Here is a 16,062-nt window from a genome sequence, read left to right as displayed (position 1 = left end):
GTAGGCGAACTCTCTCGCGATCGTACCAGTGCAAATTTGCCCAGTACAACCGTGAATCATGCAGGTCGTTTTTGCATATTTGCAGGGAACTCAAGCGGCCCGATGGGCCAGCACTTCACCGATGCTGCGCCGCCGCGCATGACCTTCAGCCGCGTGGATCAACTGCTCAAGCTCGGTGGGTTCGATGTCGTAGAACTGCTCCATTTCAGCCAGCGCCAGCTTCAGATCAACCGCCGTGATCGTGGGGTCGGTGGCGGGCGCCGGGGTGCCTAACACAACGGCGGGCGATTCTGCGGCGCCTTTTGGGTAGCGTGTACGGGTGGCATTGTTGTAGGCCAGCGCGCACACCAGCAAGGCCGCGGCACCGAGCATGACCGCTGGCAGTTCGTACCAGCCAAGGCTGGCGGACGCCGGGTCGGCCAACACCAGGGTCATGGCCAGCCCGCCTGCGGGTGGGTGCAGGCAACGCAGCCAGCACATCAGCACCACCGTCATGCCCGCCGCCAGGCAGGCGCTGCCCAAGGTGCGCCCCAGCACCCGTGCCACCAGCAGCGCGACAACGGCGGCACACAAGTAGCTGCCGATGATCGACCACGGCTGCGCGAGGGCGCCGGACGACACCGCGAACAGCAGCACTGCCGAAGCCCCGAGAGGCCCGAGCAGGTGCATCGCCACCTCCATGCCAAACACGTGGGCGCAGGCCCAGACACTGAGCATCGTGCCCAGGGCCATGCCGATGGCGGCGCGGCTCCATTCGGCAGGGCGCGTATTGATTGCAGCGGGGATCAGGCGAGCGAGCATTGAAGAGGGTCCATAAACAGCGGGCGAAAAAAAAGGCTTGCCTGGTTTCCCGGAAAAGCCCTTTGAAAGTTCCAACATTTGGGGGAGGAACTTGTGCAGTGTGCCGACCCTGCGAGCAGGGCGCCAATGCATATTAATGAGGGTTCAATGCAATAATAATGCAGTTAAAGGGCCGCACCAAACGGAATCAGGCGTACGCTGTGCAAGGTTGGAATGTTTACCTTGCCCAGTACCCGTCTATCCGTTTCTTCGTTGAACAGGTGTTTTTGCAGGTTTTCCCTGAGTTCTGGGTCATCCGCCAACGGCCCCTTCAACGCCACCAGAGCATCGCGCAAGCCCATCAGGCGATCCAGCGAAGGCACCGGCAGGGTCACTCGTTCATCTCCCACAGTCTTCTCCTCTCAGTCAAAAACCATCACGGCAGGGATGGCCTACAGCGTCCTTGTTGTTATGCGGGTGCGCTAAAACAGGCCCATCGAGAGGCTCTCTTATGGCCGGGTGGTAGATAGTTAAGGCACCTGGCGAAAGAGTCTACAGCCGGGTTTTGGGTGCCGGAAGAGGCGGGTCCCCAGCCATTACGCATAGGGCTGTAGGATGATTCTTGGCGATAAGAATGCAAAACGCCCACTCCGTGAAGAGTGGGCGCTGTTTCTCACAGAGCCACAGGAAACGCCTTTATGGCGGAGTGGTTTTAGCCAAGTGCAGCAACACATAAGGGTTCTTGTCGAACTCCCCGGTGAGCGTCGGCGTGATGGAGCGAAAGCGCGGATCTTGCAACTCCTCGTAATCCTCCTGGCTCATCACCAGCCAGGCCGGGCCTTGCACCGGTGCGAGCTCGGCAGGCAACTGGGTGAACAGCGGCACCCGGTCGCAGTCGAGGTTGACCATCAGCTTGATGGCCTTGGCATCTTTACCCAGGGCATGCAACACCACCGGCGCCGGCTGGCTGTTGATCTGCGCCTTGACCGCCAGGCTGAAGGTGCGCGTGTCATAGAGGCTGCGCTCAAGGGGCTCGACCACCACGATATAGGTCGCCCAGATTGCCAGTACCGCCGCCAACGCCGGGCCTGCCGGGCGCAGCCGAGCCTTGAACAACGCCAGCAATGCGAGCACTTGCAGTACGCCAAGCACGGCCAAGATCGGTGTCAGGCTACCCAGCTGCTCTGCGTAACGGCGACGCGCAACCAGCAGGCCGATGGCCAACAGCGCGGGCAACAACGTCCAGATACCCAGCATCAGGTTGCGCAACCCGGCAAACAGCCGCCCCTGGGTGACCTGGAACGGGTACGCCGCAATGATCGCCGCCATGGGCAGCATTGGCAGTATGTAGCGGGCTTTCTTCGCTTGGGGAACCGACAGGCCGAGCATCACCAGCAAACCTGCTGCTGCGCAGTACAACACCAGCTGCAGCGCCGGATCGGGTGCCCGTCGCCCACTTGCCGCCACCGCCAGCAGCACCAGCAGCGCCACCGGGTAGGCCAGGGCGTAGTTGCCGATCGAGCTGGTGAAGTAATACAACACACCGCTGGAGCCTTCGGTGCCGTCCATGCGCCCCAGAAACTGCATGCGAATCACATCCCGCATGAAGTCTTCACCGCCGCTCATCTTGGCCAGCAGCAACAGCAGGCCGACACAGGCCGCCAGCAGGGCCAGGGCCAGCAGGCCGAAGCTGAACAACTGACGCCATTGGCGGTTGATCAAGTAATAGCTGCACAGCACGCCGGTGGGAATCACCAGGCCGATGGGCCCACGGATCGCAAAGCCGACGATCAGCAGCAGGAACAGCCAGTGCAGGCGTTTGCCCGCGCCGAAGTGGTCATGGGCGTAACCCAGGTAGAACACCGTCAACGCCACGGCCGCGAGCATCTGGTCGAGGGACACCGCACGGGTTTCGCTGATGAAGGTGCTGCTGAGCAGCAACATCGCCACGCTCAGCAGGCCCCAACGCGGAGAGTAGGGCGCCGTGAGGCGGTACACCAGCACCACGATCAGCGCCGAAGCGATGGCCGTGGGCAACCAGGCCGTAAAGCTGGTGACCTGCCCCAGGGGCAGGGAGAACAGCCATGTCAGCAGGGTCGAGGTGGCCAGGTAGTCGGCGTAGGGTTGTCCGTAGGTGGTCGGGAAAAAACTGGGCCCATGGCGCAGCATTTCCTGGGCGAACACCACAAAGCGTGAGTCGAACCCGATGATTGCCTGGTGCCAGTTACCGGCAATGAACAGCAGCAGCGCCAAGAGCCCGAGCCCCAGCGACTGGTGGCGGACCGTGGCAGTGAGCCGGGACGGATGAGCTTTGTTCACGTATCAGGCTTCCTGAACCTGCGGCACCCACTGTTGCTGGGGGATTGGCAATTCACAGGAGTCACCACGCCCAATCGGGAAGTACTTGAAGCCTTTGCGCGACAGGCGCTCGCCGTCGTACAGGTTGCGGCCGTCGAAGATCACCGGGGTTTTCAGGCGCTGGTGGATCAGGTCGAAGTCCGGGGCCTTGAACTGCTGCCATTCGGTGCAGACGATCAACGCGTCGGCGCCGCTCAGTGCCGATTCCGGGGTGCCCAGCAGCGTCAGGCGCGATTCGTCGCCGTAGATGCGCTGGGTTTCCTGCATGGCTTCAGGGTCGAAGGCACGTACATTGGCGCCGGCGGCCCACAGGGCTTCCATCAGCACGCGGCTGGGCGCATCGCGCATGTCATCGGTGTTGGGCTTGAACGCCAGGCCCCACAGGGCGAAGGTCTTGCCCTTCAACTCGCCTTTGAAATAGGCGTTGATGCGTTCGAACAGCTTGCTCTTCTGGCGCTGGTTGATGGCTTCGACGGCTTCCAGCAGGTCGCTGGAGCAGTTGGCCTCTTTGGCGCTGTGGATCAGGGCGCGCATATCCTTGGGGAAACACGATCCGCCGTAGCCGCAGCCCGGGTAAATAAAGTGGTAGCCGATGCGCGAGTCGGCACCGATGCCCAGGCGCACGGCTTCGATGTCGGCGCCCAGGTGCTCGGCCAGTTCAGCGATCTGGTTGATAAAGCTGATCTTGGTGGCCAGCATGCAGTTAGCAGCGTACTTGGTCAGTTCGGCGCTGCGCAGGTCCATGAAGATGATGCGGTCGTGGTTGCGGTTGAACGGCGCGTACAGGTCGCGCATCACCTCGCGCACCTCTTCACGCTCACAACCGATGATGATCCGGTCCGGACGGCGGCAGTCGGCAACGGCCGAGCCTTCCTTGAGGAATTCCGGGTTGGAGACGATATCGAAGTCCAGGTGACGACCGGCCACGCGCAGGTTCTTCTCAATGTGCGCGCGCAGGGTGTCGCCGGTGCCCACGGGTACGGTGGACTTTTCTACCAGGATCACCGGTTCCACACGGTGACGGGACACCGCGTCGCCGACCGACAGCACGTACTTCAAGTCGGCCGAGCCGTCTTCGTCGGAGGGTGTACCCACGGCGATGAACAGCACTTCACCGTGTTCCACGGCGAGTTTTTCGTCGTGGGTGAAATGCAGGCGCCCGCTTTCCAGGTTTTCCTTCACCATCGCGGCCAGCCCCGGCTCGAAGATGGTCACATGGCCTTTTTGCAGCGATTCGACCTTGTTCTTGTCAACGTCCATGCAGATGACATCGTGACCGACTTCGGCCAATACGGTGGCCTGCACCAGACCGACGTAACCACTACCAAATACACTGATTTTCATGGGGCATTCCTGGGACTTGTGGTGCTAGCACGACGAGAGTTAATAACCAGTACACCGAGGATGACCAACGCCACCCCCAGGGTTTTTGAAAGCGAGAAATGTTCGTTGAACACCGGCAGGCTGGCGGCCAGCAGGTACACCAACGCGTAGCTGATGCTGAGCAGCGAATACGCACGGCCCAGGGGCAGGTCCTTGAGCGCGCCGAGCCAGCAGAGCATGGACAGCGCATAGGCGATGATCGCCAGGATCACCACGCCCAGGGCACCAAGGTCGATGGCATTGGTGCTGAAGGCCGTCAACCATTCGGTCGGCAGGGGCAGGCGTGTCATGCTCCAGCGCATGCCCAACTGGGCGGCGCTGACCAGGCCGACGCTGCCCAGGGCCAGGGCAAAACCACGAACCCGGCTCATACCTGACGCCCCAGCAACACGACCCCGGCGATTACCAGGGCCACACCCAGCCAGTGGCGGCCATCGATGTGTTCGTGGAACACAAAGCGTGCCATCAGCGTGACCAGCACAAAGTTCAGGCTGAGCATGGGGTAGGCAATGCCCACTTCCAGGCGCTGCAATACCAGCAACCAGACCAACAGGCCCAGGCCCAGGCAGATCAGTGCCGACCACAGCCACGGCGAGCGCAGTTTCAGCGCCCAGCCGTCGGGCTGATCACGCCAGCTTTCTACGGCAAATTTTTGCGAAACCTGACCCATGCAGGTGAGCAGGCAGGCGCCCAATAGCAGCAACAGTGTGATCATGGTGCGACCTGAGGGAAGATCAGGATCACGATGTTGCCTTGCTCGTAACGCTTGCCATCCTGGGGCAGCAAGTTCACCTCAGCGACTTCATCGTCACCCTTGACGCGCATCACCACGCCGACCGGGCCTTGTTTGCGCGCCTCGCTCATCCATTGCTGGACCTGGCTGATGTCCACCTTGCGATGGGCCGTGTCTGCGAAAGCAAGACCGTATTTCACTTCACCGACGGTGTTGTAGAGGGTTACGTCCGGACGGTGCAGGCGCCATGCCAAGGCCGATGCGGCGCCCAGGTCATTGCTCAGCAGTGCGGTGGTCGGTTGCAGTTCCTGCAGGTGATCAATGATGAATGGGTCCGGGGTCTTGTTGTACACCACCGAATGGGGCAGTGCGGCCGGCACCAGGGCCACCAGCAGCCAGCTGCCGATGGCGGGTGCCGCCCAGAGTTTCAAGGGGCGCGCGGCGTGCAGCAGGTTGACCAGGATCCAGCCGAACAAGAAGGTAAACACCAGCACCAGGCTGAGGGTTTCCTGACCGTGCTCGTACACCGGCTTCTTCATTTGGAACCAGCTGAGGGCCAGCATCGCCACCAATCCAATCACCAGGTTCAACCAGCCGTTGATACACAGCACGCGGCCACGGTTCTGGGCCAGCTTGTCGGCCAGGGTCGAACCCATCAACAACGCCAGGGGCAACAGGCACGGCATGATGTAGGAGGGCAGCTTGCCCTTGGCCAGGCTGAAGAACGCCAGGGGCATCAACAGCCACAGCAGCAGGAAGGCGGTTTTTGGCAGGCGCTTGTCGTGCCAGGCCTGTTTGACCGTGGACGGCAGCAGCGCCACCCAGGGCAGCGAGAACGCCACCAGCAGCGGCAGGTAGTACCAGAACGGCTCGGCATGCTGGGCGTCTTCACCGGCAAAGCGTTGGATATGCTCGTGCCAGAAGAAGAAGTTCCAGTAGTCCGGCTCCTGCAGGTGCACGGCCAGCGCCCACGGCAGGCTCACGACAATCGCCACGACCACCGCCACCAGGCCGTAGCCGAGCAGTTCACGGAAACGCTTCTGCCAGATGGCGTAGGGCAGGGCGATGAGCACCGGTAGCAACCAGGCCAGGAAACCCTTGGTCATGAAGCCCATGCCACAGGCAAAACCCAGCAAGGCCCAGGCACCCAGGCGGCCACGGCGGGTGGTGTTGTCGAAGCAGAACCACAACGCGACGCCGGTCAGGTTGACCCAGAAGGTGAACTGCGGGTCGAGGTTCGCATAGCCGCCCAGCAGGGCCACACTGGCGAAACTCATGTAGAGCACGGTGCTGACCAGGCTCTTGCGCGGGTCATTCCACAGCCGGCGCGACACCAGGTACACCAGCAGAATGCTCAGGCCGGTGCTCAAGGCGGAGGCAAAGCGCACGCCGAACAGGTTCTGCCCGAAGATCGCCTGGCCCAGCGCGATCATCCAGTAGCCGGCGGCGGGTTTTTCAAAGTAGCGGATGCCCATGAAGTGCGGCGAGGCCCACTTGCCGGTCAACAGCATTTCCTGGCTGATCTGCGCGTAGCGGGTTTCATCCGGGATCCACAGGCCATGGGTGGCCAGCGGCAACAGGTAAAACACGCCAAACGCCAACAGGAGCAGGGGCAATGCCAGGCGCCGGATCATGCTTGTTGCACTCCGAGCCAACCCTCGCGCCCAGGCAGGGCGCCACGCACCAGCTGTTGCTGGGGCAGGGTGGTCACATCGGCGGGCAACAGCTCGCCCAGCGGTTTGAAATCGATGCCGCGCTGCCCTGCCTGGGCAAGCAACTGGCGAAAATCGTTAGCCATCAGAATCCCTTCTACTTCAGCGTGAATCGTGTAGACGTTCAGCTTGGACTCGGCAAAGCGGTCCAGAATGAAGCCGTTGAAGTCTTTGGCAGCCACGACCGGCCCGACGACTTCGTCGAAGGTCGGCAGGTCTACCGGAATTTGTGGGGTGCCCGCGCTGCCATCGGCCAAGGTTGGACGAAACAGGCTGGTGCCCCGGCAATCACTGTTGTAGCGAAAGTTGAAACCTTGCTTGGCTTGCACCACGCGTTCATCGGCGCGCCAGCCGGCGGCCGCTGAACAATCGATACGCTCGCCGAGGATGTCGCTGAGGGTGTCGACGCCACGGCGGATCTGTTCGATCAGCTGTGCCTCGCTCCAGCGCCCGGTATTGGCTTGCCAGCCGTGGTGGTCCCACGCGTGCAGGCCCACTTCATGCCCGGCAGCCTTGGCCTGGCGCATCAAGTGCCCCAGGTCGCGGCCAATCGGCTTGCCTGGCCAGGCGGTGCCGGCCAGCAAGATGTCCAGGCCATACAGACCGACGGCGTTGGAGCGCAGCATCTTCCACAGGAACTGCGGGCGGATGAGGCGCCACAAGTGGCGCCCCATGTTGTCCGGCCCAACGCTGAAGAAGAATGTTGCCTTGACCCCGGCTTCATCCAGGGATTCAAGCAACCGTGGCACACCTTCACGGGTGCCACGGTAGGTGTCGACGTCGATGCGAAGGCCTGCCTGCATTACTTCTTGTCCGCGATTTCGAGCATGGCTTCTTTCAGGAAGAAGTCCAGGGTGTTACCGATGGTCTCGCTCATCTCGACGGTCGGCTCCCAGTTCAGCAGGCGCTTGGCGTTTTCGATGCTTGGCTTGCGGTGTGCCACGTCCTGGTAACCAGTGCCGTAGAACGCCTTGCTTTCCACGTCGCGGAAACCGGCGAACGGAGGGAAGTTGCTACGCAGCGGGTGCGCCTCGAACTGACGCAGCAGTTCTTCGCCCAGCTGACGAATGCTGGCTTCGTTTTCCGGGTTGCCGATGTTGACGATCTGGCCGTCGCACACGCCGTTTTCGTTATCAATGATGCGTGCCAGGGCTTCGATACCGTCGGCGATGTCAGTGAAGCAACGTTTTTGCTCGCCGCCGTCGAACAGACGGATCGGAGTACCTTCCACCAGGTTCAGGATCAACTGGGTAATTGCACGGGAGCTGCCGATACGCGCCGAATCCAGGCGGTCCAGTCGCGGGCCCATCCAGTTGAACGGACGGAACAGGGTGAATTTCAGGCCTTTGTCGCCGTAGGCCCAGATCACGCGGTCCAGCAGTTGCTTGGAGACCGAGTAGATCCAGCGCTGCTTGTTGACCGGGCCGACCACCAGGTTGGAGGTGTCTTCGTCAAAGTACTGGTCCTGGCACATGCCATACACTTCGGAGGTCGACGGGAAGATCACGCGCTTGTTGTACTTCACGCAGTAGCGAACCAGCTTCAGGTTCTCTTCGAAGTCGAGCTCGAACACGCGCAGCGGGTTACGGGTGTATTCGATTGGGGTAGCGATGGCCACCAGTGGCAGCACCACGTCGCACTTCTTGATGTGGTACTCGATCCACTCGGTGTGGATGCTGATGTCGCCTTCCACGTAGTGGAAGTTCGGGTGGCTGCGCAGGCGCTCGATGGCGTCGGAACCGATGTCCAGGCCGTAGATTTCATAGCGGTCGTCACGCAGCAGGCGCTCGGACAGGTGGTTACCGATAAAGCCGTTCACACCCAGGATCAGTACGCGGGTACGGCGTGGCTTGCGACCGGACTCAGCACCGCGCAGCACGGAACCGTCTACCAGGCCCAGGGCATCGGCCAGGGCAGGGCCGGCCAGGAACAGGCCGTCGGCGTTGCGTTGGCCGAACTTGACCACAAGGGAGTCTTCGCCGCAGGCAATGCGCAGCGGGTTGACGCTGATCACACGGCCTGGCGCCAGGCCTTCGTTGCCCTTGACCACGTCGGCTTGCCACACGATCAGCTTGTGCTCGCCCACGGCGCAGAAGGCGCCCGGGTACGGTTGAGTCACGGCGCGAACCAGGTTGAACAGTTCTTCAGCCGGCTTTTTCCAGTCCAGTTTGCCATCAGCCGCGGTGCGGCGGCCGAAGTAGCTGGCCTGGCTTTCGTCTTGGGCGGTTTCGCTCAGTTTGCCGGCAACCAATTGTGGCAGGGCATCGCGCAGCAGGTTGGCGGCGGCGTCACGCAGCTTGGCGTGCAGGGTCAGGCCGGTGTCGGTGCGGTCGATGATGACTTTTTGCTGGGCCAGGATCGCGCCGGCATCGGCGCGCTTGACCATGCGGTGCAGGGTCACGCCGGTTTCGGTCTCGCCATTGACCAGCACCCAGTTGGCCGGGGCGCGGCCACGGTATTTCGGCAGCAGAGAACCGTGCAGGTTGAACGCGCCTTTCTTGGCGGTGGCCAGCAGCGCTTCGCTCAGCAGGTTGCGGTAGTAGAAGGAGAAGATGAAATCCGGGTTCAGCTTGGCGATGCGCTCGATCCACAGCGGGTGGTTGGCGTCTTCCGGTGCATGCACCGGGATGCCGTTGCGGGCGCAGAGTTGGGCGACGGAGCCGTAGAAGTTGTTTTCCTTGGGGTCGTCGGCATGGGTGAACACGGCAGCAATGTCGTAGCCGGCAGTCAGCAGGGCTTCAATGCCTGCACAGCCAATATCGTGGTAAGCGAAGACAACGGCTTTTGAATTCATGACGAAACCTGATCGGAAGGAGAAGTAGAAGTGGAGGTATGGGAAGACACCAGGCCGTCAACGACGACCACGGGTGCCGGTGCTGCCGGTGTGTTGCGCAGCACTTTTTCGATAAAGAAGCGCGGGCGGGCCCGCACGTCGCTGTACATGCGGCCCAGGTATTCACCCAAGAGGCCCATGCCGATGAACTGGCCACCGGTGAACACGAACAGCACCGCAAACAATACGAACATGCCGTCGCCGGCCCATTGCGCGCCGAAGGCCAGGCGCAACACGATCAGGGCAATGGCGAACAGTACGCCGAGGGCCGCCAGGCTGAAGCCGACCACGGAGAGCAGACGCAATGGCGTGGTGGTCATGCAGGTCAGCAGGTCGAACATCAGGCTGATGAGGCGCATCGGGCTGTATTTGGACTCGCCGTGCTCGCGCTCGGCGTGGTGCACCAGGATTTCCGTGGTGTGGCGGGCAAAGCCGTTGGCCAGGATCGGGATAAAGGTGCTGCGCTCGCGGCAGGCGAGCATGGCGTCGACGATGGTGCGGCGGTAGGCACGCAGCATGCAGCCGTAGTCGGTCATGGCCACGCCGGTGGAGCGTTGCACGGCCAGGTTGATCAGGCGCGAAGGCCAGCGGCGGAAGGCCGAGTCCTGGCGGTTGTTGCGCACGGTGGCGACCACGTCGTAGCCCAGGGCGGCTTGCTCGACCAGGCGGGGGATTTCTTCGGGCGGGTTCTGCAGGTCGGCGTCGAGGGTGATCACCACCTCGCCACGGCACTGCTCGAAGCCGGCCATGATCGCCGCGTGCTGGCCGTAGTTGCGGTTGAGGATCACCGCCACCACGTTGCTGCCGTCTTCTGCGGCAGCGTCTTCCAGCAGTTGGGCCGAATTGTCGCGACTACCATCATCGACCAGGATGATTTCGTATTCGTAGGCCAGTTGCTTGCAGGCTGCCGTCGTGCGACGCAGCAATTCAGGCAGGCTCTCTTGTTCGTTGTAGACCGGGATAACGATCGACACGCAATGAATAGGGTAGGGTTTCAAAGATTCATGACCTCGGGGCTAGAGCAGGTTGGAGCGTGAAAACGGCAGTAACCAGTGGCTGAAACTCAGTGAACTGATTAAACATGGCGTGGGGTTGCGGCATTCATTCGACGTTCCTGAGGACGGGCATTGGTTTCTTCCATGGGCTAGCTGAGTAAAGACGAAAGTTGTGAAAGGTAAAGCGTAATCAACAGGTTAGTCGTAGAACACGCGGCTTGTTCTCAAGTCCTGGGGCAGAGATTAAGCGGAAAAATGTTGAACGAATATGAAAGGCTGATGAAAAACTCGTTTATTTGACAGGTAGACAGCTAGGGTTCAGCTAAGCGACTGACACGCCAACGGATACTGTTTGCGGGCAAAACCCGAGGGTTTTCCCTAGGGCGTCGAGTGCTCGTTGTTTTATTCAACAATCTTCTCTGCATTGGCCTTCAAGTGCCGGTAAAGTAAGCCATCTCTTGCCAGGGTACTCGGATGAATAGCGTGCAGCTTTTGCGCGGCCAGTTGCGGCCGGCGTTGATGGGATTGTTGATGGCCGTGGCCTGTGTCACCACCGTGCGGGCCGATGACGGCGTGGCGCTGACCAGCATCGACCAGGTGCCGGACGGCGTGGAAGTCCGTGGCAAGCAGGTCGCGGCCTACACCTGGGACGACCATCAGGGCAAGAACCTGTTGGTGCTCGCCGAGCAGGTCAGCGAGCGCGACGATGACGGCACTCAATCGGCGTTTGTCTACGCGGCGCAGTACCTGCTGAGTGGCGACCATCCCAAGCGCGTCTGGATGCTCTACGACGACGTGCAACACTGCCAATTCGATGCATCGTTGCGCTTTGACATGGCGGCCACCAAGGTCACCGACCTCTCCGGCGACGGTATCACCCAGGCCACCGTGGGCTATTCACGCACCTGCACCAGTGACGTCAGCCCCAACGAATTCAAGTTGATCATGCACGTGGGCAAGTCCCAGAAGTACCGATTGCGCGGTGTCGACCGCGTGGGCGCCAGCTGGTGGGATGAGGAGGCCGGCGCCCTGCGCGGCATGCCGCTGCCCAAGGATTGCAGCGTGGCGGCGCAACAGGCGCTGGTCAGCCAGTACAAGGAACAGGGCACCGAATTGCCGCTGCCGGGCTGCTACAGCGAAGAGAAGGATTTCGCCAAGGCGCCGGAGGGTTACCTCACGTTCATGCGCCAGCACTGGTTTGCACTGATGCAGAAACAGGACGCCGACTGGAGCCAGTCCCAGGCTCAGCCGCAGGACCCGACCGACGACGAAGAGTAAGCCGTGATTTTGTGCCAGGGCTGATCGTGGGGTAGACTCGGCCCTCGCCAATTCACTAAATACCTCTATTAAACAAAGGCTTGTTAGAGGTATTTAATCCAAAGGCTGATCTACCTTGACTGAGTCTATCCGCAACCCGCTGACCCTTTACCTCACCCGCCTGGCGCCCTCCAGCCAGTTGACCATGCGCTACGTGCTGCAAGATGCGGCCGACCGCCTGGGCTTTGAAGACATCAACCTCGAAGACATCGACTGGCATTTGCTGCAGCCAGAGCACGTGATTGCCCTGGTGGCCGCGCTGCGCGAGGACGGCTATGCGCCGAACACCTCGTCGCTGTACGTTAACGCGGTGCGCGGCGTGATGAATGAGGCCTGGCGGATGAGCCTGATCAGCCAGGACCATTTGCTGAAAATGCGCTCGGTGAAGGCGGCTCCCGGCACTCGCCTGGGCCAGGGCCGCAACCTGCGCCGTACGCTGATCCGCGAAATGATGGCAGCCTGCGCCGCCGACCCGCGTCCCCAGGGCCTGCGGGATGCTGCGGTGATCGGCATCCTGTATGGCTCGGGCATGCGCAAGTCGGAATCGGTCAACCTGGACCTGGCCCAGGTCAACTTTGACGAACGCAGCCTGCGGGTGACCGGCAAGGGCAACAAGGAATTGATCAAGTATGCGCCGGCCTGGGCCTTTGAAAAGCTGCAAGCGTGGCTGGCATTTCGTCGCGAACAGCTCAAGGAGGGGGAGCAGGACGATGCTTTCCTGTTCAACCGCATTCGCCGGGGCAGCCACATTACCCGCGAGCGCATCACCAAGCATGCGATCTACTACATTGCCCGCCAGCGCGGCGAACAGGTGGGGGTGAAGATCATGCCTCACGATTTCCGCCGTTCCTTCATCACCCGGGTGATCGAAGAACACGACCTGTCGATCGCGCAGAAACTGGCGCATCACACCAACATCCAGACCACCGCCAGCTATGACGTGCGTGAGGACAACGAGCGGCGCCGCGCCGTCGACCGGTTTGACCTGTAGTGCGGATCAACCGTGCTGGCAGGCGTTGCCGACGCGCACGTAGTCCAGCTCATGGCGCACGCCCTGGCTGTCCACGTACACCACGTGGCCCTTGACCGGCCCGCAGGCGGTCGATGCCGCGCTGGTGTTGCGCACGGCCTTGGCGATGTCCAGGTCTTCGGAATAATCGTCGGCCTGGGTGGCCGGCGCGTTGGCCCCGGGGCTGGGCGCATCCTGGGCGGCGGCGACGGTGCTGAACAGGCTCAGCACAGCGGCAATAAGCACATAACGCATGATGACCTCCAGCACCGATCGATAACGGTTTGACTGTGATCGTCATTCTATAAAGCCCGCCTATACGCCAGAAGGCATTGCGGCCGATACCGGACATCAGCCAAAACAATAGAAGTTTAAGCTTATGCATAAACGGTATTTCCATGCCGATGCTTAGGCTTCTTAAGATCACGTCATAACTCGTTATGACAAGTGACCTTGATGAACGAATCCGCCGTTGCCTTATCCCCGCTGTCCAGCATTCCCCTGCATGCCCAACTGCGTGATTTGTTGCGCAGCGGCATCCTGGATGGCCAATACGCCCCCAATACGCAGATGCCGTCCGAAGCCGAGTTGGGCGCGCGCTTCAAGGTCAGCCGGATCACCGTGCGCCAAGCCTTGGGCGACCTGCAGAAAGAAGGGCTGATCTTCAAGATTCACGGCAAAGGCACCTTCGTGTCCAAACCCAAGGCCTACCAGAACGTCAGCACCCTGCAAGGCTTGGCCGAATCCATGACCGAACGCGGCTATGAAGTGATCAACCGCTTGCGCAGCTTTCGCTTTGTGCCCGCTGACAAGCAAGTGGCCGAGCGCCTCGGCTTGGAGGAGGGCACCACGGTGGCGCAGATCAAGCGGGTGCGCCTGATCAACCGCGAGCCGGTGTCCCTGGAGATCACCTACCTCAACCAGGCAGTGGGCGAACGCCTGGAAAAAGCCGACCTGGTCACCCGCGACATCTTCCTGATCCTGGAAAACGACTGCGGCCTGCAACTGGGCCATGCCGACGTCGCTATTGATGCAGTCCTGGCCGACAGCGACCTGACCCAGGCGCTGAACGTTGAACCCGGCTCGCCGATCATGCACATCGAGCGCCTGACCCACACCGCCGACGGCCAGCCCGTGGACTTCGAGCACCTGTATTACCGTGGCGATGCGTTCCAGTACCGCCTGCGTATCGACCGCGAGCGAGGAACCCGCCCATGAGCCGCCAGACCCTGGAACTGGAATACGACATCGTGGTGATTGGCGGCGGTACGGCCGGCCCCATGGCCGCGATCAAGGCCAAGGAAGCCAACCGCGACCTGCGCGTGCTGCTGATCGACAAAGCCAACGTCAAGCGCAGCGGCGCGATCAGCATGGGCATGGACGGGCTGAACAACGCGATCATCCCGGGCCATTCGACGCCCGAGCAGTACACCAAGGAAATCACCATCGCCAACGACGGCATCGTCAACCAGGCGGCGGTGTATGCCTACGCCACCCACAGTTTCGAGACCATCGAGCAACTGGACCGCTGGGGTGTGAAGTTCGAGAAGGATGAGACCGGCGACTACGCGGTGAAGAAGGTCCACCACATGGGTGCCTACGTGCTGCCCATGCCCGAAGGCCACGACATCAAGAAAGTCCTGTACCGACAGCTCAAGCGTGCCCGGGTGAACATCACCAACCGTCTGGTGTGCACGCGCCTGCTGACCGACAGCGAAGGCGCGGTGAATGGGGTGATGGGCTTTGACTGCCGCACGGCGGACTTCCAGGTGATCAAGGCCAAGGCGGTGATCCTCTGCTGCGGCGCGGCCGGCCGCCTGGGCCTGCCGTCTTCGGGCTACCTGATGGGCACCTATGAAAACCCCACCAACGCCGGCGACGGCTACGCCATGGCCTACCACGCCGGGGCGGAGCTGGCGAACCTGGAATGTTTCCAGATCAACCCCCTGATCAAGGACTACAACGGCCCGGCCTGCGCCTACGTCACCGGCCCGTTGGGCGGTTACACGGCCAACAACAAAGGTGAACGCTTCATCGAGTGCGACTACTGGAGCGGCCAGATGATGTGGGAGTTCCACCAGGAGCTGGAAAGCGGCAACGGTCCGGTGTTCTTGAAGCTGGACCACTTGGCCGAGGAAACCATCCAGAACATTGAGCAGATCCTGCACAGCAATGAGCGCCCCAGCCGGGGCCAGTTCCACGCCAACCGGGGTACGGATTACCGCAGCGACATGGTGGAAATGCACATCTCCGAGATCGGCTTTTGCAGCGGGCATTCGGCCTCGGGCGTGTGGGTGAATGAACGTGCGGAAACCTCGGTAAAAGGCCTGTATTCGGCGGGCGACATGGCGGCGGTGCCGCACAACTACATGCTCGGCGCGTTTACCTATGGCTGGTTTGCCGGCACCAACGCTGCGCAGTACGTGGCTGAGCGAGAGTTCAGTGCGGTCAGCGCTGAACAAGTCGCCGCCGAACAGTCCCGGGTGTACGCGCCACTGGACCGCGACACCGGGCTGCCACCGGCCCAGGTCGAATACAAGCTGCGTCGCTTCGTGAATGACTACCTGCAACCGCCCAAGGTCACCCGCAAGATGGAGATCGGCCTGCAGCGCTTTGGCGATATCCAGCGCGACCTGGACCAGATGAAGGCCCACAACCCTCACGAATTGATGCGCGCCATGGAAACCAGTGTGATCCGTGATTGCGCCGAGATGGCTGCCCGCGCTTCGCTGTACCGCGCCGAAAGCCGCTGGGGCCTGTACCACCATCGTGTCGATCACCCGCTGCGCAATGATGCCGACTGGTTTTGCCATTGCCACCTGAAAAAGGGTGAAGACGGGCAGATGGTCAGCTTCAAGAAGCCGGTAGAGCCCTACGTAATCCCCCTGGACGCCGACGAGCTGCAAGCCTATGACCGCCTGCGTGTCGGTGCCGCCTGAGGC

General features: G+C 61.6%; 15 protein-coding genes. 4 read left to right on the top strand and 11 right to left on the bottom strand.

Translation table 11 applies throughout. From position 1 onward, the window contains the following. Nucleotides 1–90: 90 nt before the first annotated feature. The 10 genes from HX803_RS09535 to arnC all read right to left on the bottom strand — a co-directional run bounded on the left by HX803_RS09535 (nucleotide 91) and on the right by arnC (nucleotide 10,797). Entirely contained in the window at nucleotides 91–801 is a 711-nt protein-coding gene (locus HX803_RS09535) for an HPP family protein (RefSeq protein ID WP_178920175.1), read from the bottom strand. A 164-nt stretch (nucleotides 802–965) separates the two neighbouring features. Further along, on the bottom strand, nucleotides 966–1,169 hold the full coding sequence (locus tag HX803_RS09530; protein WP_256732835.1) for a type VI secretion system contractile sheath small subunit: 204 nt from the start codon (nucleotides 1,167–1,169) through the stop codon (nucleotides 966–968). A 307-nt stretch (nucleotides 1,170–1,476) separates the two neighbouring features. Further along, entirely contained in the window at nucleotides 1,477–3,099 is a 1,623-nt protein-coding gene (locus tag HX803_RS09525; RefSeq protein ID WP_178920174.1) for a glycosyltransferase family 39 protein, read from the bottom strand. Between the two features lie 3 nt (nucleotides 3,100–3,102). Then, a complete protein-coding gene (locus HX803_RS09520) occupies nucleotides 3,103–4,482 on the bottom strand; it encodes a UDP-glucose/GDP-mannose dehydrogenase family protein (RefSeq protein WP_178920173.1) in 1,380 nt (459 codons plus the stop codon). Further along, nucleotides 4,479–4,892: a 4-amino-4-deoxy-L-arabinose-phosphoundecaprenol flippase subunit ArnF gene (gene arnF / locus HX803_RS09515; protein WP_178920172.1), complete on the bottom strand. Its 414-nt coding sequence runs from the start codon at nucleotides 4,890–4,892 to the stop codon at nucleotides 4,479–4,481. Before arnF ends, HX803_RS09520 begins: the two co-directional genes overlap by 4 nt. Beyond that, nucleotides 4,889–5,236: a 4-amino-4-deoxy-L-arabinose-phosphoundecaprenol flippase subunit ArnE gene (gene arnE, locus HX803_RS09510; RefSeq protein WP_178920171.1), complete on the bottom strand. Its 348-nt coding sequence runs from the start codon at nucleotides 5,234–5,236 to the stop codon at nucleotides 4,889–4,891. Before arnE ends, arnF begins: the two co-directional genes overlap by 4 nt. Continuing rightward, nucleotides 5,233–6,888, bottom strand: coding sequence for a lipid IV(A) 4-amino-4-deoxy-L-arabinosyltransferase (gene arnT / locus HX803_RS09505; protein ID WP_178920170.1), 1,656 nt, complete (start codon nucleotides 6,886–6,888; stop codon nucleotides 5,233–5,235). The genes arnE and arnT overlap by 4 nt, the downstream gene beginning before the upstream one ends. Further along, on the bottom strand, nucleotides 6,885–7,769 hold the full coding sequence (gene arnD, locus HX803_RS09500; RefSeq protein ID WP_178920169.1) for a 4-deoxy-4-formamido-L-arabinose-phosphoundecaprenol deformylase: 885 nt from the start codon (nucleotides 7,767–7,769) through the stop codon (nucleotides 6,885–6,887). Before arnD ends, arnT begins: the two co-directional genes overlap by 4 nt. Continuing rightward, nucleotides 7,769–9,760, bottom strand: coding sequence for a bifunctional UDP-4-amino-4-deoxy-L-arabinose formyltransferase/UDP-glucuronic acid oxidase ArnA (gene arnA / locus HX803_RS09495; RefSeq protein WP_178920168.1), 1,992 nt, complete (start codon nucleotides 9,758–9,760; stop codon nucleotides 7,769–7,771). The genes arnD and arnA overlap by 1 nt, the downstream gene beginning before the upstream one ends. Continuing rightward, the gene (gene arnC, locus HX803_RS09490; protein ID WP_176996095.1) at nucleotides 9,757–10,797 is read right to left on the bottom strand and encodes an undecaprenyl-phosphate 4-deoxy-4-formamido-L-arabinose transferase; all 1,041 of its coding nucleotides are present in this window, start codon (nucleotides 10,795–10,797) and stop codon (nucleotides 9,757–9,759) included. Before arnC ends, arnA begins: the two co-directional genes overlap by 4 nt. 471 nt (nucleotides 10,798–11,268) lie before the next feature. Between arnC and HX803_RS09485 the strand changes: the two genes are divergently transcribed. Together HX803_RS09485 and xerC are read left to right on the top strand one after the other, a co-directional pair. Next, nucleotides 11,269–12,072: a M949_RS01915 family surface polysaccharide biosynthesis protein gene (locus tag HX803_RS09485; protein WP_178920167.1), complete on the top strand. Its 804-nt coding sequence runs from the start codon at nucleotides 11,269–11,271 to the stop codon at nucleotides 12,070–12,072. A gap of 115 nt (nucleotides 12,073–12,187) precedes the next feature. Then, nucleotides 12,188–13,102: a tyrosine recombinase XerC gene (gene xerC / locus HX803_RS09480; RefSeq protein ID WP_178920166.1), complete on the top strand. Its 915-nt coding sequence runs from the start codon at nucleotides 12,188–12,190 to the stop codon at nucleotides 13,100–13,102. A gap of 6 nt (nucleotides 13,103–13,108) precedes the next feature. On the opposite strand, the gene HX803_RS09475 is transcribed toward xerC, so the two are convergent. Beyond that, nucleotides 13,109–13,375, bottom strand: a complete 267-nt coding sequence (locus HX803_RS09475; protein ID WP_178920165.1) for a DUF2790 domain-containing protein — start codon at nucleotides 13,373–13,375, stop codon at nucleotides 13,109–13,111. A gap of 201 nt (nucleotides 13,376–13,576) precedes the next feature. Here HX803_RS09475 and HX803_RS09470 point away from each other — a divergent pair, with 201 nt between their 5' ends. Both HX803_RS09470 and HX803_RS09465 read left to right on the top strand, forming a co-directional pair. Continuing rightward, a complete protein-coding gene (locus HX803_RS09470; RefSeq protein WP_178920164.1) occupies nucleotides 13,577–14,338 on the top strand; it encodes a GntR family transcriptional regulator in 762 nt (253 codons plus the stop codon). Further along, the gene (locus HX803_RS09465) at nucleotides 14,335–16,059 is read left to right on the top strand and encodes a fumarate reductase/succinate dehydrogenase flavoprotein subunit (RefSeq protein ID WP_178920163.1); all 1,725 of its coding nucleotides are present in this window, start codon (nucleotides 14,335–14,337) and stop codon (nucleotides 16,057–16,059) included. The genes HX803_RS09470 and HX803_RS09465 overlap by 4 nt, the downstream gene beginning before the upstream one ends. Nucleotides 16,060–16,062: the final 3 nt, after the last annotated feature.

The sequence above is a fragment of the Pseudomonas sp. P7548 genome (genome assembly GCF_013386585.1).
GTDB lineage: Bacteria > Pseudomonadota > Gammaproteobacteria > Pseudomonadales > Pseudomonadaceae > Aquipseudomonas.
The sequence above is the reverse complement of the archived record's forward strand: the minus strand, read 5'-3'. Positions and strand labels throughout refer to the sequence as shown.

What these genes read in the sequence shown, in the direction of transcription:
- HX803_RS09535 (WP_178920175.1), bottom strand. Translation starts at nt 801, where the DNA reads ATGCTCGCTCGCCTGATCCCCGCTGCAATCAATACGCGCCCTGCCGAA.
- HX803_RS09520 (WP_178920173.1), bottom strand. Translation starts at nt 4,482, where the DNA reads ATGAAAATCAGTGTATTTGGTAGTGGTTACGTCGGTCTGGTGCAGGCC.
- arnF (WP_178920172.1), bottom strand. Translation starts at nt 4,892, where the DNA reads ATGAGCCGGGTTCGTGGTTTTGCCCTGGCCCTGGGCAGCGTCGGCCTG.
- arnE (WP_178920171.1), bottom strand. Translation starts at nt 5,236, where the DNA reads ATGATCACACTGTTGCTGCTATTGGGCGCCTGCCTGCTCACCTGCATG.
- arnT (WP_178920170.1), bottom strand. Translation starts at nt 6,888, where the DNA reads ATGATCCGGCGCCTGGCATTGCCCCTGCTCCTGTTGGCGTTTGGCGTG.
- arnD (WP_178920169.1), bottom strand. Translation starts at nt 7,769, where the DNA reads ATGCAGGCAGGCCTTCGCATCGACGTCGACACCTACCGTGGCACCCGT.
- arnA (WP_178920168.1), bottom strand. Translation starts at nt 9,760, where the DNA reads ATGAATTCAAAAGCCGTTGTCTTCGCTTACCACGATATTGGCTGTGCA.
- HX803_RS09485 (WP_178920167.1), top strand. Translation starts at nt 11,269, where the DNA reads ATGAATAGCGTGCAGCTTTTGCGCGGCCAGTTGCGGCCGGCGTTGATG.
- HX803_RS09475 (WP_178920165.1), bottom strand. Translation starts at nt 13,375, where the DNA reads ATGCGTTATGTGCTTATTGCCGCTGTGCTGAGCCTGTTCAGCACCGTC.
- HX803_RS09470 (WP_178920164.1), top strand. Translation starts at nt 13,577, where the DNA reads ATGAACGAATCCGCCGTTGCCTTATCCCCGCTGTCCAGCATTCCCCTG.
- HX803_RS09465 (WP_178920163.1), top strand. Translation starts at nt 14,335, where the DNA reads ATGAGCCGCCAGACCCTGGAACTGGAATACGACATCGTGGTGATTGGC.